Here is an 18,148-nt window from a genome sequence, read left to right as displayed (position 1 = left end):
GGGGCTGTAAATTTGCGGCACCGGATGAGCATTCGCTCGCTACAGGGCCAGTTTTCTTTCACAACCACGGCGGCAAAAGGGAGGGAACGCGATTATTCGCGGTTCTTTTCGGGGCAAAAATGGGGCAATTCCCCCTTTTTGCTTTGGACCTGTTGCCGCGTGTGGCGCAGGGGATTGATTTGATCGGTGCAGCAAGGCAAGCTGAACTTATGAACATCCAAAACTCCAATCCCAACGCGCCGGGCGGTTTGCCGCCGGAGCAGGTGGTGTTTGACCGGCGGGAACTTGGTGTGATCATGGGGCTTTACGGGCGGATGGTGGCGGCAGGCGAGTGGCGTGACTACGCGATGAGCTTCCTGCGGGATCTCGCCGTGTTTTCCGTCTTTCGCCGCAGCGCCGAACATCCTTTGTACCGGATTGAAAAACGCCCCCGGCTGCGGATGCGTCAGGGGCAGTATTCGGTGCTGGGAATGGACGGGCGGGTGCTGAAACGTGGGGATGACCTGCGACAGGTGCTTCGGGTGCTGGAACGCAAGCTGATCCGCGTGGTTGAGTAAGGCTGGACAGTTGGGCACCGTCTGAGCTGGTGCGGGCCGTGGCGTGCGAGAATTGCCTTGCCCACAGGCAGGTGCTCACCCCGGAGAGCTGTTCGTTACAGGCGCCCGCTTACCACAGGCGCCTGCGCGCCGTGACATCGCCATCCCCCTGAGCCTTGATGCGTGCGGTTGCCTCGTTGATCCCTTCCAGAACCACGGCCATGTGGTGGGCGTTGGCGTGGATCAGGCGCTCGTGGTCAAACACCATGGCAACATGACCTTTCCAAAACAGCAGATCTCCTCGGGCCAGGGGGGCAGCATCGGGGATGGCGCGGCCGATCTTTTCTTGCATGTCGCTATCGGCGGGGCAGTCAAATCCGGCTGCGGTCAATGCCGCCTGAACAAGGCCGGAACAGTCGATCCCTGCGCGGGAATTGCCACCCCACAAATACGGTGTGCCCAGAAAAAGCGCCGCTGTGTTGGCGGGATCGTTCAGCTTTTCTCCCCGGTTTGACAAATGGGCGCTGGGCACAAAAAGCCCCTCTGCGGTTTCGCGAAACCGTCCGTGATCTGCGACGATGGCCAGCCGCGCGCCAAAAGACAGGCCCATGTGTTCGATCGTCTTGAAATCGGGCGTCGCATATAGGTGCGTGGCGGCGGCACTGACCCAGTGGGTGGACGCGACTGCCGGGCCGAGACAGCGCCTGTCGACATAGCCCACATACCCGTCCCGCTCGGCCTGCACAAACGCGTGGCCCTCATGCTCTTCCAGAGCCAGAAGCTGTTCGCCGTAGAGCGCCTGACGGTCGCGCGGGCCATTGGGGGAACGCAGGATATCGGCAACCGGCGTCACAACCCGCATCAACAGGCCCGGTGAATAGCGTTCCGAGCTGACCAATCCGCGCAGGCTGTCATGGGCGACGCGCGGGTTGGCAGGGGTCAGTCGGCGATCTGGCGTTTTCGGCATGCTCATAGGGGCAGAAGCTCCGGCAGGGCGGCAAGGATGGCGCGTGCACCCATGCCAACGCCGCCTTTCGGGCGGGCAGGGGCGGCGGTGGGGTTCCAGCCGTAGATATCGAAATGCAGATAGCGCGGGGTGTCGGTGACAAAACGGTTGAGGAACAGGGCAGCCGTGATCGACCCGGCAAAACCGCCGCCGGGTGCGTTGTCCAGATCTGCTATTCCCGGTTCGATCATGGTCTCATAGGGGCGCCAGAGCGGCAGTTCCCATACCGGGTCAGCCGCGCGGCTTGCCCCGGTGCGGATTGCATCGGCATCCTTGGAGGAGGTGGCATAGAACGGGGACAGATCCGGGCCGACCGCCACGCGGGCCGCCCCTGTCAGGGTGGCCATCGAGATGATCAGGTCGGGCGTTTCTTCATCGGCCAGCGCAAGCGCATCCGCCAGCACCAGACGTCCCTCGGCATCCGTGTTGTTGACCTCAACGGTCAGCCCCTTGCGGCTGGTCAGGATGTCACCGGGGCGAAATGCATCCCCCGAGACAGCGTTTTCAACCGCAGGGATCAACACCCGCAGGCGCAGTTTCAGGCCAAGCGCCATGATCATCTGCGCCAGCCCCAGAACCGTTGCCGCCCCGCCCATGTCTTTTTTCATCAAAGCCATGGAATTGCCGGGCTTCAGGTTCAGGCCCCCGGTATCAAAGCAGACCCCTTTGCCCACAAGGGTGAGTTGCGGCCCGTCTGTTCCCCAGCGCATGTCGATCAGGCGGGGGGCGCGTGAGGGCAGGGCGGCGGCGCGCCCAACAGCGTGAATCATCGGGTAATTCTGTTCAAGCAGCGCGGATCCATCGGTGGACTGGATTTCGGCGCCGAATGTCTTTGCCATGTCCCGGGCTGCCTGTTCCAGATCAGCAGGGCCCATGTCCTGCGTGGGGGTGTTGATCAGATCGCGGGTCAGGGCCTCCCCTGCTGCAATCGCCTCAAGACGCGCCGCATCTATGCCCTCCGGGGCGACAAGATCTGCTTTCGGGGCAGTCTGAGAGGTGTAACGGCTGAAACGATACCCCGCCAGAAGCCATCCCAGCGCGGCCTCGTCGAGCGTGTCTCCGCTGAGATCACTTTTCAGTTCATAAACGCCCTCAGGAAGGGCGGCGCGGGCAGAGGCCAGGCCAAACCGCTTGCGTGCGCGATCCTTGGCGGTGCCGCCTCCGACCAGCGCCATGGACAGATTGCCCTGCGGATCCGGAACACACAGCACCGCCCCAAGCGCCGGCGTGAAGGTGTTTGCCTTTGCCCAGTTGCGGGCAAGCTCTGGCAGCGCGTCGAGCTGGGTCGGCGCGTCCTTGTCGATGACGTATAGCGGCAGGGCGTCGGGGGTGGGGCGGGCAAAGCGCATGGGCAATCTGACCTATCTGGTTGTTTAGCCCAAGATGGCGTGCGTCCGCTTTGCCTGCAACCCCGGAACGTCGGCGTGATGACAACCCGGCGGCTTTGTGGTCCGCCTTTCTAGACGGACATGTCCTGCAGATCCCAGACCGCGATCAGCGACCCTTCCCCTATTCGGTTGAGGCGGGCCAGAACGGCGGCGCATCCTGCAATATCCGGGCTGCCCACCAGGTCCCGTGCGTCACGACAGATCCGGGCAAGGGTGGTCATGCCGAGTTTCTGGGCAATCGCCTTCAGGGCGCGAATCTGGTCGCGTGTTTCCTGAACCTGCCCGGCGGCATGGTGTTTCTTGATCTGCGCCAACCCGATTGCCAGATCCTCCAGCGCCTGATTGACAAGCTTGTCGGCGGATGTGGGCCCAAGCTGCAACAGCAGGATTTCGAGTTGATCCCGATCGAGACGAACGGCTTCCTTGTGATACAAATGACTGATCTCGCGCACGGCGGCACCCCTTGAACTTTCCCTCATGCGAAAAACATAGGGCGGAGTTCCTCAAAAAAGCGTATATCTACCTTGTAGAAATCGCTCGAATTCCTAGCGAATTGTCACTAAAACCGTTCGAAATTCGGAGGAGATGAAGATGGAAAATGCGAAACCCCTTCCCGCCTATCTGGTGCAGCGTTACCAGGGATGGAAAGCCACAGGATATGCCGAGAACAAAGCATGGTATCGCCGCCTGGCGGATGAAGGGCAGCGCCCGCGCGCCATGATCGTTTCGTGCTGTGATTCCCGCGTTCACGTAACGTCGATTTTCGGTGCGGATCAGGGTGAGTTTTTCTTGCATCGCAATATTGCCAATCTGGTCCCGCCGTTTGAACCTGCCGGCGATTATCACGGGACGTCAGCGGCGGTGGAATATGCGGTCACGGCGCTCAAGGTCACCCATCTGATTGTGCTGGGCCATTCGAGCTGTGGCGGGGTCAAAGGGTTCCATGACATGTGCAAAGGGCATGCCCCCGAGCTGTCCAACGAAAGCAGTTTTGTCGGCAAATGGATCAGCCTGCTGAAGCCGGGCTATGAAGCCTTGGAAGCGAAAGAGGGCGAAATCACGGATCGGGATCTGGAAAAACAGGCCGTTGTCGTGTCGCTCGACAACCTGATGACGTTCCCATTCGTGCGTGAGGCGGTGGAAAAGGGCGAGTTGTCGCTGCACGGGCTTTGGACCGATATCGGGGAAGGCGGGCTCGAATTTTACGACGCGGGAACGGACAGTTTCCTGCCAGTCTGATTTCTGCCAGCTTGAAAATTGTCCGATACGGGCGGGGTGTTTATCTCTCGTTAATCACCCTGTCGCACACTTGGGACATGACTGATGTGACGTTGAGATTGGAAATGCCGCTGCAGATGCTGGTCGACTTGAAACGATCCGCAGATGTGACGGGTATCTCGGTGGAGCAATATATCCGCGATCTGATCCGGTCCCGCAGTTTCTTAGAGTGCACAGGCGGTTCTGATACCTCAGAACCGCCTTTTTCACGCCCGCTGGCCCGCCCGAAGACAGGTCGGGTCAAGGCCGCCAGTTAAGCGTCCATCCTTCGGGCCAGCTCAGACGCGTGTTGATCGTGACCTCGGTTTCCTCACCCGGGGCAAGCGACAGGTTCCAGACAGACAGGCCGCGTTTGTCATCGTGGTTGCTTTCATCCGGGCGCGGGGTGGCGGTGACCTTGACCTCCAGGTCTTCCTGTTCGGAGTAGGTCAGGGGGTAGAAGGTTTTCACCTCATGCGTCTTGTCCGTCAGGTTCGTGACGCGGAACAGCGTGTCCTGTTCACGGGTGTTGGTGGTGGTGATGATACCGCGATCCCCGGTTTCATTGTCCGCGACGACGTGTTCAAGACGAATGCCTTCGATAGGGCCGAACGGCAGGGTCGCTTCGTCCCCCGCGGCCAGGAAGGGCATCTGGGTGTGCCCGACCAAGCTGTCACCGCGATAGACACGTGCCATACCGCCAAGCAGCGGCTCTTTGGTGTCGTTGATGAGCTGGGCCACCAGAAAAGCGGTCTCATCCCGGCGGGGGACCGCGTAGATCTCGGGGGTGATGGGTAGGGTGAGACTGCCCAACTCAAGGATCGGCACATCCCCCCCGCTCGCAGACACCTTGCCGGGGTAATGATAGGTGACGGCGACACCGCCGGTGTCGATGGAAAACGCTCTGGCCTCTTCCACCACAACCAATTCCGGTTCGATCATCGGGGCTTCCATCGCCATATCCGCGGATTTCAAGCTGCGCGTTGATGCCATCGGTTCTGGGCGTGGTTGGTGAATTTGAGCGCGTTTGTCGCGCGGTTCGCTGGGGGCCACCTGCATGGATGGGCGCTGGGTAGAGAGGGTCACGTCAATCTGGTCCCAAACCGCGTCTTGCGGGGCATCCAACCAGACAAATCGGGTGATGGTCAGGCTGTCCTGGGCGGGCTCTGCCAGCTTCAGATCATAGTTCGGCGCCCATCCGCCACCATATTCAACGGATGTGGTCTCAATCTCAACAAGCTGTGGAGTTGCCAGTTCGACCGGCAACATGGCGAGGCGTCCTGTGTCGTCTGGAGGAGACAGGCGGTCATATGCTTTCCGGGCGGCGGTGAGCGCCTTCTCCAGCTCAGCCTGCCGATCTTTTGCCTCGCGCAGCTTGGCCTGCTGCGTGGCCATGCGGCTGCGCACATCCTGTGTTTGGCTGCCAACCAATGCTGCAATGGCTTTCAACTCCTCAACCGATGTGGTGTCGTCCGGTGCGGAGATGCTTTCCAGAAAGGTGAGTTCATTTTTCAATGAAGCAATGCTGTCCGCAATGCCGGATACATTGTCCTGTGCAGAAACAAGGGCGTCTTCAGCAGTTTCGACCGCAGTCTTTGCCTTTGCCTGAGCGGGGGTCAGAAGTCCCGGATCCATGGTGGGGACATCAAAGAGGATGGTGACGGGGCCAAGATGCGCATCGCCGCCCACCAGGGTGACAGTCGGTGCACCCTCTGTATTTTCAAACGGTGCGGCAGGCAGGAAGAGGCGATGCTGGCCTGCGGGCAGGTCCACTGTGATGCGATGGGTCTGCGTGACGCCTTCTGGGTAAAGGATGGCCGAAACCACCGGGGCGGAGCTGTAGAAATCATCAGCCCAGAGTGGCAGGGGCAGGGTTGTGAGGGCGGATAAGAGCAAGGCGCGGCGCATCGGAAATGTCCTTTTGGGTTCAATCTTATAGCGAGAGGACCATGTTGTGCCGCGCTTGGGAAGGGGGAGTTTTGGGACGGGCGGAGCTTTGCCGTGAGCGGATGTGCTCCCGCCCCCAGTGCCTGCGCACCCTTGGTGCTTGCCCGGGGTTGGGCCCGGGGTTGGGGATGGCCTCGCTTCGCTCGGCTGCCTCCGGCGGAGGTATTTTCAGCAAGAAAAAGCTGGCGGCATGTCTGCAAAAAAGCCCCACCATTTGGCGGGGCTTTCCTGGATTGGATTGTGAAAAAGGGTCAGCCCTTTTTCAGAACCTCGCGGCCCAGAAGTTCGGCGATTTGCACGGCGTTGAGGGCGGCGCCTTTGCGCAGGTTGTCCGAGACACACCACAGGTTCAGGCCGTTCTCCACGGTCACGTCCTGACGGATGCGCGAGATGAATGTGGCGTAGTCGCCCACGCATTCCACCGGGGTGACATAGCCACCGTTTTCGCGTTTATCGACCACCAGGATCCCCGGAGCTTCGCGCAGGATGTCACGGGCTTCGTCTTCATCAAGGAAGTCTTCGAATTCGATATTCACCGATTCCGAGTGGCCCACGAAGACCGGCACGCGCACGCAGGTGGCGGTGACTTTGATCGACGGGTCGACGATTTTCTTCGTCTCGACGATCATCTTCCATTCTTCTTTCGTGTCACCCGAATCCATGAAGACGTCGATATGCGGGATCACGTTGAAGGCGATCTGCTTGGGGTAAACCTTAGGCTCGACTTCCTGACCGGGGACATACATGCCTTTGGTCTGGTTCCACAGCTCATCAATTGCGTCTTTGCCCGAGCCCGATACCGACTGGTAGGTCGAGACCACAACGCGCTTGATCTTCGCGCGGTCATGCAGGGGCTTCAGCGCTACAACCATCTGCGCGGTTGAGCAGTTGGGGTTGGCGATGATGTTCTTGTTTTTATAGTCGTGAATGGCCTGCGGGTTCACCTCGGGCACGATCAGCGGAATGTCGGGGTCGTAACGATAAAGCGACGAGTTATCGATCACCACACAGCCAGCCGCGGCCGCTTTTGGCGCGTAGGTCTTGGTGGCATCCGAACCCACGGCAAACAGCGCCATGTCCCAGCCGGTGAAGTCGAAGGTGTCCAGATCCTGGGTGGTCAGGGTCTTGTCACCAAAGCTGACTTCAGTACCGAGCGAACGGCGCGATGCAAGCGCTGCGATCTCGTCTACAGGAAACTGGCGTTCCGCCAGGATGTTCAGCATTTCGCGGCCCACATTGCCCGTGGCGCCCACGACGGCGACTTTATAGCCCATTACGGCCTCCTATAATGAATCTGTCTTTGAACCACCCAAAGACGCAGGGTGCTTAGACCAAAATTGTCTTGTGGGGAAGGGGCATCCCGACGATCTGCCATGATTTCTCGTTGACTTGTCACCAAATTGCTGTGATACGGGCGCAATCTGTCCGGCTGACGCGTGAGCAGCCCGCCCAAATCTGAGGCAGACAGAGAGACGCACCTTGATTTCTTGAAGGTGCAATCCAAGAGTTCCCAAATCACGCGGGGTGCTGACGGCCGGATCGGCGGGCAGGATACTGCACGGGGATATGCCCCACCGCGAGCGCTGGTCGCAACCGATGCGATGGGCTGACGCGTGGCGCGGCCCCACACCCGTGTGAAACGGTGCGCCCGTGTGCGTGCCAGAAAGATGATTATGACCAAATTTGCAGAGCTCGGGCTGGACCCGAAGCTGGTGACCTCTGTTTCAGAGGCTGGATATGACACCCCGACTCCCATTCAGACTCAGGCCATCCCACTGGTCCTGTCGGGCCGCGACGTGATGGGGCTGGCGCAGACCGGCACCGGTAAGACGGCCGCCTTTGGCCTGCCGCTGATCCACCAGCTGTTGCGCAACCATGACAAACGCCAGCCGAAGTCGATCAAGGCGCTGGTGTTGGCCCCAACCCGCGAGTTGGTGAACCAGATTGCCGTGAACCTGCGCGACTATGTGAAGGGCACCCATCTGAAGGTGATGACCGTGGTGGGTGGTGTGTCGATCAACCGCCAGATCGAACAGCTGAACCGCGGCACGGACATTCTGGTGGCCACGCCGGGCCGCCTGATTGACCTGATGGACCGCCGGGCCATTCGTTTGGATACCGCAACTTTCCTTGTGCTGGATGAAGCGGACCAGATGCTCGACATGGGGTTCATCCATGCGTTGCGCCGGATCGCACCCGAACTTGGCACGCCGCGCCAGACCATGCTGTTTTCCGCCACCATGCCAAAACAGATGGAAGAGCTGTCGCGCGCTTATCTGACCGATCCCGCCAAAGTGCAGGTGACCCCTCCGGGCAAGGCCGCCGACAAGATCACCCAATGCGTCTATTATGCGCAGGACAAAGAAGACAAGGCGCGCCTGCTGATCAAGCATCTGCGGGGCGAACCCGACGGGTTGTCGCTGGTCTTTTCGCGCACGAAACATGGTGCTGAACGGCTGATGAAAAAGCTGGTGGCCGAAGGGTTCAAAGCGGTGTCGATCCACGGCAACAAATCGCAAGGCCAGCGCGATCGCGCCCTTGCCGCGTTCCGTGCAGGTGAGGCGCGCGTGCTTGTCGCGACCGATGTTGCAGCACGTGGGATCGACATTCCGGGCGTGAGTCATGTGTTCAACTTCGATCTGCCGGAAGTGGCTGACAACTACGTGCACCGCATTGGCCGCACCGCCCGCGCAGGCGCTGATGGGGATGCGATCAGCTTTGTGTCCGGTGTTGAGCTGGGCCTGCTGCGTGACATTGAAAAACTGATGAAAATCTCGATCCCGGTGCTGGGTGGCGAACGCCCGCAAGAGGAAAAACGCCCGACCCGTCAAGGCCGTGGCGGGGGTGGCGGTGGCCGTGGGCGCTCTGGTGGAGGTCATCGTGGTCAGGGTGGCGGTACACCTTCTGGCGGCAAATCCGATCAACGCCGCTCGGCTGGTGGGAAATCCCGCTCGGGCGCGCCTTCTGGTGGTCGACCTGGGGCCAGTCGCCGCCGTAAGAAAGCCTCATAAACAATACGCAAAAGGGCGCCGATCCAGGCGCCCATTTCGTTTCTCTCAGTGCGATGCTGGCTTAAAGCGTTTCGGGATAAACTTGAAACATCTGTTTCTTCCGAAACGCTTTAGTCCATGCGGTCCTGACTGAACAGATACAGCAGGCAGCCAACCAACATCGGCACCGCGAAATACAATAGCACGGCCTGATAGGGGGCGGCGGTGCTGCTCGCCCCGAATGCCTGCGCCGATTTGAACACCGTGGCTGAGCTGAACTGGAAAAAGCCCACGCCTCCGATCCCGACCATATTCATCAAGGTCACGCCTCGTCCGACCAGATGTGGCGGGTAAAAGCTGCGCCCATGGGCCATGATCAACGGGAAGCTCGAGGCAAACAACCCAATGCCTGCCATCAGGAGAGCCACTGTCCAAACCCCAGACGCGGGCATCGCCCATAAGGCAAAGACGAAACTGACCGCAATCATGTTGCCGATGAAAATCACCCATTTGCGCGTGCCGAACAGACGGTCCAGTGGGCCGTAGGCGAAATTTCCCAGAACCATTGCAAAGGCGATCCCCATGGTGACCCAACCAATCCCCGTGGCATCCAGACCGTAAAGATCGCGCATGAACGGCCCGGCCCAGCTTCCCCGCAGACCCGCCGCCGCCGCGTAATTCACGAACATGATCGGAAAAATTGCCCAAAGTGCAGGCAGTTTCAACAGGTCGAGAACGGACCCTTTCTGCCCATCCTGATGCGAGATTTTCGGGGGATCCTGCACCGTTACCATGATGATCAGGGCAACCAGGAACGTAACAATCGCCAATGCCCAAAGGCAGGCCCGCCACCCAAAGCTCTCGACCGCCAGTGCAAGCGGCAGTGCCCCCGCGATATTTCCAAGGGCTCCGAAACCGATCACCATGCCCGCCATGGTGCCGAATACGCGAGGAGAATACATTCGTGCAAAGATGAAATAAGACGCCATCAGCACCGGTGAACACCCCACACCAATCATCATCATGGCGTAAAGGATGTGATCAGGATGGGTGGCATTGGCAAATAAAAGCGCGCCGCCACCTCCGCCAACTGCCAGCAGGCCTGCCGCAAGCCGCCGGGGTCCGATATTGTCCAGCGCCCAGCCCACCGGCAACTGCATCAGGGCAAAGATCAAGAACCACGCGCCAGATGCCCGTGCCAAATCTTCGGGTGTTGCCCCGAGATCAAGTTTCAGCGCAGGGGTCATTACCGCCAGAAAAGCCCGATAGAACTGGCTCAGAACATAGGCGATGATCAGCGAAAAAATCCCAACCCGCATAAGGCGCTCCTCCCAAAACACAACTGGGCCACAAGACACGGGATAGGCGCATATGGCAAGCCCGTAGAACCACGCATAAAAAAAGGCGCGACATAAGATCCGCGCCCTTTTTCTTGCTGAAAATACCTCGGGGTGAGCCTTGAAAAGGCGAGGGGCAGAGCCCCTTTCCCGATTATCCGTTGCGGATCGTGTCGATCATCAGTTGAACATTCTCCGGGTCGGCGTCGGGGGTGATGCCGTGACCCAGGTTGAAGATATGCGGACCGTTCTTGAAGGCCTCGACAATGGCGCGGGTCTCATCAATCAACGCCTGACCACCGGTGACCATGTGGCTCGACTTGAGGTTGCCCTGCACACAGCTGTCGACCTGCACGTTTTCCGCTGCCCATTCGGGGCTGACCGAATTGTCCAGCGCCACGCAGTCCACGCCGGTGGCCTTGGCAAACCCGATATAGCCCTCGCCCGCTTCACGCGGGAAGCCGATCACCGGAATGCCCGGATGGCGGCGTTTCAGTTCCTGAGTGATAACACGGGCTGGTTCCACCGCGTATTTCTGGAAATCCTCGCCCTTCAGCGATCCCGCCCAGCTGTCGAACAATTTCACCACTTCGGCGCCAGCCTCGATCTGCTTCGACAGATACTCGATCGTGCCTTCGGTCAGGCGATCCATCACCGCTTCAAACAGGGCGCGGTTCTCGGCCTTCAACGCATGCGCCGGGCCCTGATCCTTGGTGCCTTGACCCGCAATCATATAGGTCGCCACGGTCCAGGGCATCCCGGCAAACCCGATCAGAGTGGTCTCGCTGGGCAGTTCGCGGCGCAGAATGCGCACGGTTTCATAAACCGGAGCGAGGTGATCATGGATGTCATCCTTGCCGACCAGCTTGTCGAAATCGCCCTGGCTGGTGATGGTCGACAGGCGTGGCCCTTCGCCGGTCACAAACCACAGATCCGCGCCAAGGGCCTGGGGCAGCAGCAAAATATCGGCAAACAGAATCGCTGCGTCAAACCCGTAACGGCGAATGGGCTGCAATGTGACCTCGGCGGCCAGCTCGGAATTGTAACACAGCGACAGGAAATCCCCGGCCTGGGCGCGCGTGGCGCGATATTCCGGCAGGTAACGCCCGGCCTGACGCATCATCCAGATCGGAGGGGTCGGCAGCGTTTCACCCGCAAGGGCCCGCAGGATCGTCTTTTGCTCGCTCATGTCTTACGCCTTTCCTGTCAATTCAATCACGGCACTCGCCCGTTCGGCCCGCGATGTCAAGCATAGTCTCGGTCGCATGTGTTTGACCTATGTTATGGACATGTTGATTCTGCATGTTAAATGAGGCCCATGACACACAATAATCTCACCCCCGTTCCCACCGCCGAAGCCCCCTTCAAGATCGGCACCCGTGGCAGCCCGCTTGCGCTGGCGCAGGCTTATGAAACCCGGTCCCGCCTGATGGCTGCGTTCGCCCTGCCGGAAGAGGCGTTCGAAATTGTGGTCATCCACACAACCGGCGACAACCGCTCTATGATCGACGCGGATAAACCGTTGAAAGAGATTGGCAACAAGGGGCTCTTCACCAAGGAAATCGAAGAGGCGATGCTGGACGGTCGCATCGACATCGCGGTGCATAGCTGCAAAGACATGCCGGTGGAGCAGCCCGAAGGGCTGGTGCTGGACTGCTACCTGCCGCGTGAAGATACGCGTGATGCGTTTGTGTCGTTCAAATATAAATCCATCGCGGACCTGCCGCAGGGGGCGGTGGTGGGCACCTCCTCGCTGCGCCGAAAGGCCCAGCTGCTCAATAAACGCCCCGACCTGAATGTGGTCGAATTTCGTGGCAATGTGCAGACCCGCCTGAAAAAGCTTGAGGCAGGTGTGGCCGAGGCAACGTTCCTTGCGATGGCAGGGCTCAACCGTCTGGGGATGGATGAGGTGCCGAAAACCGCTATCCCGACCGAAGATATGCTGAATGCCGTGGCGCAGGGGGCGATTGTGATCGAGCGCCGCATTGCAGATGAGCGCGCAAAGACCATGCTGGCCGCGATCCATGACACCACCACCGGGCAACGGCTCGATTGCGAGCGCGCTTTCCTTGGTGCGCTGGACGGATCCTGTGAGACCCCGATTGGGGCGCTGGCCACGCTGAATGGCGACCAGATCACGCTGAAGGGCGAAATCCTGCGGGTGGATGGATCTGAGGCCGTTTCGGATCAGATTACCGGCGCGATTGCCGATGGTCCTGAACTGGGTCGCAAACTGGCCGCCGACCTGCTGTCGCGCGTGGACGATGATTTCTTTGACTGGAAGTGAGGCGGTCTCAGGGACGATTGCTCCTTGACGCCTGTCGCTGGTAACCACTCTCTAAGAAAACTAGAAAACTAGAAAACTAGAAAACTAGAAAACTAGAAAACTAGAAAACTAGTATTCTGGTTTTGTAACGGAAAAGGGCGCCAGTTTGGGCGCCCTTTTTGTTTCAGTCAGCCTGCTGGATGCCCCATGTGGGGCGAAACGCTCAGAGCCGCTCGATGGCGATGGCGATGCCCTGTCCACCGCCGATGCACATGGTAATCAGGGCTTTTGACCCACCGGTGCGCTCCAGCTCATAAAGCGCTTTCAGCGTGATGATCGCGCCGGTTGCGCCAACCGGATGACCAAGGGCAATGGCCCCCCCGTTCGGGTTCACTTTCGCCGGATCCAGGCCCAGCCCCTTGTTGACCGCAAGTGCTTGGGCGGCAAAGGCTTCGTTCGACTCGATGACGTCGAAATCCGCTACCGAAAGCCCGGTTTTCGCCAACAGGTTCTCGACCGCTGGGACCGGGCCGATGCCCATCACCTCGGGGCGCACCCCGGCATGGGCATAGCCCAGGATGCGGGCGCGCGGCGTAAGCCCTGCGGCCTCAGCGGCCTCGGCGCGGGCCAGCACCATGGCGGCGGCCCCGTCATTGATGCCAGACGCATTCCCGGCGGTGACGGACCCGTCTTTCTTGAAGGCCGGGCGCAATCCTGACAGCGCCTCCAGCGTGGTCGCCTTGGGGTGTTCATCGCGTTTGAACGCAACCAGTTCGCGGCGTTGTTTGACCTCAATGGGCACAATCTGATCGTCGAAATACCCGGCGTCGATGGCTTTGGCAGCGCGGGATTGGCTTTCCAGTGCAAAGGCGTCCTGATCGGCGCGGCTCACGTCATGTTCTGCAGCAACATTCTCGGCGGTGATGCCCATATGCCCGGTGCCAAAGGGGCAGTTCAGCGCGCCCAGCATCATGTCCTGCGCGCCTGCGTCCCCCATTTTCTGCCCCCAGCGGGTGGCGGGCAGGATATAGGGGGCGCGGCTCATGCTTTCAGCACCACCGGCAATGGCGAAGTCCGCATCCCCCAGCATCAGCGCCTGCGTGGCCGACACCACCGCCTGCGCGCCGGAGCCGCAAAGGCGGTTCACGTTCATGGCCGGGGTTGTGTCGGGGATACCGGCCTCCATCGCGGCAATGCGCGACAGATACATGTCGCGGGGTTCGGTATTGATCACATGGCCAAAGACCACGGTGCCAATCTGCCCGGGTTCGACCCCGGCGCGGGCCATGGCTTCGCGGGTCACATGCGCGCCCAGGGCGCTGGGGGCGATGCCGGACAGACTGCCGCCAAAGGTGCCGATGGCGGTGCGGGCGCCGCCCAGAATTACGATATCGGTCATGGTGATCCCCTTACGTTTCGAACCGTTCACACCAGACTGTGCCACGGCGGGTAGGAGCTGTCTTTTGTGACGCCCCGTCAGAAAGGGAAAGTTGGATCAGGTCGCGGCGTCATCTTTGCCCGGACCTGTGTTCAGGTCCCGAAGCAGCGCGTTGATCTGGTGGTGGAACCCGTCCGGATCCTGCAAAAGTGCTTCCAGCTCCGCCTGATAAGCGTCCGCAATCGGGGACAGGGCGGTCATCATCTCGCGGCCTTTTTCGGTCAGGCTCAGCTCTACCAACCGTCGGTCGTTCGGGTTCACGGTCTTGGTAACATAGCCCGCGCTTTCCAGCCGAGAGGCCGCCCGGCTGACTTTGGGCTTGTCCATATCCACGCGTTTGTGGATCTCGCGCACGCTGACGCTGTCGGCCTGGGAAAGATGCGCAACCACGCGCCATTCCGACACGGAAATGCCATAGGCCTTGCGGTAATGGCGTTCAAACCCGGCACTGATCCGGCTGGACAGGACGGCGATCTGATAGGGTAGAAAATTGTCGAGCTTGAAGGTGGTCACGTCCGGGCCTTTCATTTCCTTTAAAACAATCTGCCCGGTTGTGTGGTGCAAAGCAAGCTGTCCCGCCCTCAGATCAACGGATCATAGGCCCATTGCAACAGGGCCTGACGTTGGCGCGGGCGGCAAAAGACATCCCCCGGATCGCAATTGGCCCGGATTTGGCCCGCATGCCGGGAAAAGGCCCGCCAGCGTTTGATCTGGGCAGCGTCGGTATCGGGCAGGCGGCGGCCCATATAGTAGCGGCAATACCACTGAAACCATCCACGTGGATCAGGCCCGAAGATCCATCCCTTTTCACGCCAGACCGACAGGGGTTGGCGGCTTTTCACGCCAAAGAAGTTTACCGTCTCATCCGGGCGGTCCGACAATTTGGCCCCATCGAACCAGGTTTGCGGAAACTCGTCGCGGCAATCATTCAGGTATTTGCCCTCAAACACCCCCATGGCGAGCATCTCGGCCGGGCTGTGATGCGGGGTGAAGCCGGGGGCAAACTCCGCGCCCACCGTGGCCTCCAGACGATAGGAATACCCCGATTGCATCTTGTCGTTTACGTGAACTTCATCCCCGACCTGCGCCATCGTTCCCCCCCGGTCAGATCCATTTCGCCATAGGCGGCAGGCTCATGAGCACCGCATTGGCGTCATGCCCCGTCGCCAGGCCAAACTTGGTTCCGCGGTCATAGACCAGATTATACTCGGCATAAAGGCCGCGATGGACCAGCTGGGTGTCCTTGTCCGCCTCGCTCCAGGGTGTGTTGCGGCGCTTTTCGGTGACGGGAACAAAGGCAGGCAGAAAGGCCCGGCCAATATCCTGGGTCAGGGCAAAATCCGCCTCCCAGTCGCCCGAGTTGCGATCATCCATAAAGATGCCGCCCACGCCCCGTGTGCGCCCGCGATGTGGCACATAGAAATACTCGTCCGCCCAGGCCTTCAATTCCGGATAGAGCGTCTTGTCATGCGGGTCGAGATGCTGCTTTTGCACCTCATGAAAATGGGCCGTGTCCTCGTCATATTCGATGCAGGGATTGAGGTCGGATCCCCCGCCGAACCACCAGGCGTTCGGGGTCCAGAACATGCGGGTGTTCATGTGCACGGCCGGGCAATGGGGGTTTTGCATATGCGCCACCAGCGAAATGCCCGAGGCCCAGAAACGTGGATCTTCCTTGATGCCCGGCACGCCGCGGGCCGCCATCGCGCCCTGCGCGGCTTCGCCCAGCGTGCCGTGGACGGTGGAAATGTTCACGCCGACTTTCTCAAACACGCGCCCTCCGCGCAGGACGGACATCAGCCCCCCGCCGGCATCAGCGCCATCGTCGCCCTGACGCTTGGTTTTGGTCACTTCGAACCGCCCGGCGGGTGCGTCGGCAAAGGGACCGGTGGTCTGGCTGTCCTCGAGGGCTTCAAATCGGGCAACGATCTGGTCGCGCAACTCATGAAACCACGCGCTTGCCCGCGCCTTCTGATCCTGCATCATGTCCATTGTTTTGATCCTTTACCTGATTGCGCGGTTTTCTTGGACCCGAGCTATCAGGTTTTGACGGCACAGGCCAACCCGCGCTTTGCCGCAGAGAGGCGCGCGCCGAGCGGAGGGGTGTCAGTGCGAGGGGTTGGAGACCACATCCAGGAGGCTCCGCCCGCCATCGACCTGCAGGATATGGCCGGTCATGAAACTCGACCCGTCCGAGCAGAGGAACTGGGCCGCCTCGGCAATTTCCGTGGCGCTGGCAATCCGCCCCAAAGGCGTGCCTTCGATAATGTCGGCGCGTGTGGATTTATTGGCCTTGATGGTCTCGCGCAGGCTTGCGCTCATCAGGGACCCAAAGCTGATCGCGTTGACACGGATCCGGCTGGGCGCCAGCGCCACCGCCAAGGAGCGGGTCATCTGATCCACCGCCGCAGAGGCCACCGAATAGGCCAGGAGGCCCGGCTGGGTGCGGCAGGCAGCAATCGAGGAAAGGTTCACGATGGCACCCAGCGGCGTGTCCTGATCATCCTCGCTCAGGTCCAGTCCCTGCTGGATCATCCGCTTTGCGACCAGTTGGCTTAACCGCAGACTGGTCATCAGGTTCTGGTCCAGAAGGGTGCGCATCGCGGTATTGTCCGCATCCAGCGGATCCGAGATCAACACCTGGCGCGAGGCATTGATCAGGATGTCGACCTGCTCAAACGCGTCGATTGTTGCCGACAGGAGATTGGCGATGGTCAGCTTTTCACGCAGGTCACCGGCAAATATCCGGGTGTTGGAGCTGCTGCCCTCGTCGTCCTCGGGGTTGTCCCCCCATTCTTTCAAAAGGCCCTCTTCGTCCATGTCCGCACAGACCACATTCGCGCCGTGATCGGCAAAGTGGCGGGCGATGGCCAGACCAATCCCGTTGGCGGCCCCGGTGACGATGGCAGTTTTGCCTGCGATGGAAAAAGACATGCGGTTCTCCTGATTCCCCAGCCCGACCCTAAGCGATCTTACCGGGTCGTGCGAAGTGACTTTGTGTCCGGCCGGGTGGCACGGATGACCTTGAAGCCCGAGGTCCCGCCGATTTCGGACACGTCGCGGAAATACTGCGCCAGCGTGTCTTCATAGGGCAGGTGGCGGTTGGCGACCATGATGAACTGGCCCGCCCCCTTGAGGATCTTTGCCGCTGTCTGGATGAATGCGCGGCCCAGATCCGGGTCGCCCTTGCGTCCGGTGTGAAAGGGCGGGTTGGAGACCACCGCGTCATAGGGTGCTTTGGCCAGATAGGTCGTGGCGTCCCCCCACAGGAAATGAGCACGCGGATCGGTGATATTGCGACGCGCGCAGTCCAGCGCCGTGGCATTGGCTTCAATCAGGTCGAGATGCTCTACTGCGTCTTGCGCCAGAATATGCCGTGACAGATACCCCCAGCCCGCGCCGAGATCCGCCACGCGCCCGCTGAGCGTTTGCGGCAGGGCATCAATCAGGGCAGCGGATCCCTTGTCGATCCCATCTGCGGAAAAGACACCGGGACGGGTGATGAAATCCCCTGCGATCACCGTGTCTTTCGCTGCCCAGTCGGACAGGTCGGCACCGTGCAGCCAGGCAATCTTGCCATGGGCCTTGGACATCACCCCGTCAAGAGAGGCGTGCTTTTTAAGCAGTTTCAGCAGGCTGTCGATACCATCGGTTTTCTGCCCATCCAGAACGATCAGCCCGCCCTGCGTGGCCTTGCTGGCCTCCGCGGCCCAGGCCTGTGCCAGGGCTTTGGCGCGTGGAACACATATGATTGCGGCGGCGATGTCTTGCGCGGGCAGGGTGGGGGACACAGACCAGCCCTGCGCCTGCCAGGTCGCATGGACCGGGAATTCCTGCGCGATGATCACGGTGCGTTCACGGGGAAGCCCGGACAGGTCCATGTCGGGCGTCGGGCCAAAGATCGCGATCTGCCCGTCTTCGGGCAGGGTAAGGCCAGCCTCGCCAGATGCGAGGGCAAAACGGGTGTGAAACATGTTCAGCCT

Annotated in this window: 18 protein-coding genes; 5 read left to right on the top strand and 13 right to left on the bottom strand. The window is 60.5% G+C overall.

The genetic code is table 11. The annotated features are described in order from the left end of the window. The first annotated feature begins 209 nt into the window (after window positions 1-209). A complete protein-coding gene (locus K3J57_RS11740) occupies window positions 210-557 on the top strand; it encodes a DUF2794 domain-containing protein (RefSeq protein WP_173485574.1) in 348 nt (115 codons plus the stop codon). 109 nt (window positions 558-666) lie between these two features. Here K3J57_RS11740 and K3J57_RS11735 read toward each other — a convergent pair whose 3' ends face one another. The 3 genes from K3J57_RS11735 to K3J57_RS11725 all read right to left on the bottom strand — a co-directional run bounded on the left by K3J57_RS11735 (window position 667) and on the right by K3J57_RS11725 (window position 3,382). Then, the gene (locus K3J57_RS11735; RefSeq protein ID WP_259796037.1) at window positions 667-1,509 is read right to left on the bottom strand and encodes a C40 family peptidase; all 843 of its coding nucleotides are present in this window, start codon (window positions 1,507-1,509) and stop codon (window positions 667-669) included. Next, window positions 1,506-2,897, bottom strand: a complete 1,392-nt coding sequence (locus K3J57_RS11730; protein WP_259796034.1) for a leucyl aminopeptidase family protein — start codon at window positions 2,895-2,897, stop codon at window positions 1,506-1,508. Before K3J57_RS11730 ends, K3J57_RS11735 begins: the two co-directional genes overlap by 4 nt. A gap of 104 nt (window positions 2,898-3,001) precedes the next feature. Further along, a complete protein-coding gene (locus K3J57_RS11725; protein WP_259796031.1) occupies window positions 3,002-3,382 on the bottom strand; it encodes a hypothetical protein in 381 nt (126 codons plus the stop codon). Window positions 3,383-3,521: 139 nt separating this feature from the next. Here K3J57_RS11725 and K3J57_RS11720 point away from each other — a divergent pair, with 139 nt between their 5' ends. Beyond that, a complete protein-coding gene (locus K3J57_RS11720; RefSeq protein WP_259796029.1) occupies window positions 3,522-4,169 on the top strand; it encodes a carbonic anhydrase in 648 nt (215 codons plus the stop codon). 77 nt (window positions 4,170-4,246) lie between these two features. After that, complete coding sequence (locus tag K3J57_RS11715; protein ID WP_139231377.1) at window positions 4,247-4,465, top strand: hypothetical protein; 219 nt, start codon at window positions 4,247-4,249, stop codon at window positions 4,463-4,465. Here the strand turns inward: K3J57_RS11715 and K3J57_RS11710 are convergent. Together K3J57_RS11710 and K3J57_RS11705 are read right to left on the bottom strand one after the other, a co-directional pair. Beyond that, window positions 4,449-6,095: a mucoidy inhibitor MuiA family protein gene (locus K3J57_RS11710; RefSeq protein ID WP_259796027.1), complete on the bottom strand. Its 1,647-nt coding sequence runs from the start codon at window positions 6,093-6,095 to the stop codon at window positions 4,449-4,451. The genes K3J57_RS11715 and K3J57_RS11710 overlap by 17 nt on opposite strands. A gap of 290 nt (window positions 6,096-6,385) precedes the next feature. After that, a complete protein-coding gene (locus K3J57_RS11705; RefSeq protein WP_259775850.1) occupies window positions 6,386-7,408 on the bottom strand; it encodes an aspartate-semialdehyde dehydrogenase in 1,023 nt (340 codons plus the stop codon). A 399-nt stretch (window positions 7,409-7,807) separates the two neighbouring features. Here K3J57_RS11705 and K3J57_RS11700 point away from each other — a divergent pair, with 399 nt between their 5' ends. Further along, window positions 7,808-9,145: a DEAD/DEAH box helicase gene (locus K3J57_RS11700; RefSeq protein WP_259796026.1), complete on the top strand. Its 1,338-nt coding sequence runs from the start codon at window positions 7,808-7,810 to the stop codon at window positions 9,143-9,145. Window positions 9,146-9,255: 110 nt separating this feature from the next. Here K3J57_RS11700 and K3J57_RS11695 read toward each other — a convergent pair whose 3' ends face one another. Together K3J57_RS11695 and hemE are read right to left on the bottom strand one after the other, a co-directional pair. Continuing rightward, window positions 9,256-10,443 (bottom strand): MFS transporter, encoded by a 1,188-nt coding sequence (locus K3J57_RS11695; RefSeq protein WP_259791963.1) that lies wholly within the window; start codon window positions 10,441-10,443, stop codon window positions 9,256-9,258. Window positions 10,444-10,615: 172 nt separating this feature from the next. Continuing rightward, window positions 10,616-11,650, bottom strand: a complete 1,035-nt coding sequence (gene hemE, locus K3J57_RS11690; RefSeq protein ID WP_259796025.1) for a uroporphyrinogen decarboxylase — start codon at window positions 11,648-11,650, stop codon at window positions 10,616-10,618. Window positions 11,651-11,779: 129 nt separating this feature from the next. Here hemE and hemC point away from each other — a divergent pair, with 129 nt between their 5' ends. Then, window positions 11,780-12,748 (top strand): hydroxymethylbilane synthase, encoded by a 969-nt coding sequence (gene hemC, locus K3J57_RS11685; protein WP_259796022.1) that lies wholly within the window; start codon window positions 11,780-11,782, stop codon window positions 12,746-12,748. A 202-nt stretch (window positions 12,749-12,950) separates the two neighbouring features. Here the strand turns inward: hemC and K3J57_RS11680 are convergent, their stop codons facing one another. The 6 genes from K3J57_RS11680 to K3J57_RS11655 all read right to left on the bottom strand — a co-directional run bounded on the left by K3J57_RS11680 (window position 12,951) and on the right by K3J57_RS11655 (window position 18,139). After that, complete coding sequence (locus tag K3J57_RS11680) at window positions 12,951-14,126, bottom strand: acetyl-CoA C-acyltransferase family protein (protein ID WP_259796020.1); 1,176 nt, start codon at window positions 14,124-14,126, stop codon at window positions 12,951-12,953. Window positions 14,127-14,222: 96 nt separating this feature from the next. Then, entirely contained in the window at window positions 14,223-14,693 is a 471-nt protein-coding gene (locus K3J57_RS11675; protein ID WP_259796017.1) for a MarR family winged helix-turn-helix transcriptional regulator, read from the bottom strand. Between the two features lie 53 nt (window positions 14,694-14,746). Then, the gene (locus K3J57_RS11670) at window positions 14,747-15,256 is read right to left on the bottom strand and encodes a hypothetical protein (protein WP_259796015.1); all 510 of its coding nucleotides are present in this window, start codon (window positions 15,254-15,256) and stop codon (window positions 14,747-14,749) included. A gap of 13 nt (window positions 15,257-15,269) precedes the next feature. Next, the gene (hemF, locus tag K3J57_RS11665) at window positions 15,270-16,151 is read right to left on the bottom strand and encodes an oxygen-dependent coproporphyrinogen oxidase (RefSeq protein ID WP_259797777.1); all 882 of its coding nucleotides are present in this window, start codon (window positions 16,149-16,151) and stop codon (window positions 15,270-15,272) included. A 120-nt stretch (window positions 16,152-16,271) separates the two neighbouring features. After that, the gene (locus tag K3J57_RS11660; protein WP_259773151.1) at window positions 16,272-17,099 is read right to left on the bottom strand and encodes an SDR family NAD(P)-dependent oxidoreductase; all 828 of its coding nucleotides are present in this window, start codon (window positions 17,097-17,099) and stop codon (window positions 16,272-16,274) included. Window positions 17,100-17,137: 38 nt separating this feature from the next. Beyond that, entirely contained in the window at window positions 17,138-18,139 is a 1,002-nt protein-coding gene (locus K3J57_RS11655; protein WP_259796012.1) for a class I SAM-dependent methyltransferase, read from the bottom strand. Between the last annotated feature and the right edge of the window lie 9 nt (window positions 18,140-18,148).

The sequence above is a fragment of the Aliiroseovarius crassostreae genome, from assembly GCF_025137635.1.
In the GTDB taxonomy this organism is placed as follows: Bacteria; Pseudomonadota; Alphaproteobacteria; order Rhodobacterales; family Rhodobacteraceae; genus Aliiroseovarius; species Aliiroseovarius crassostreae.
Note: the sequence above shows the minus strand (reverse complement) of the source record. Positions and strands in the feature narration are given on the sequence as shown.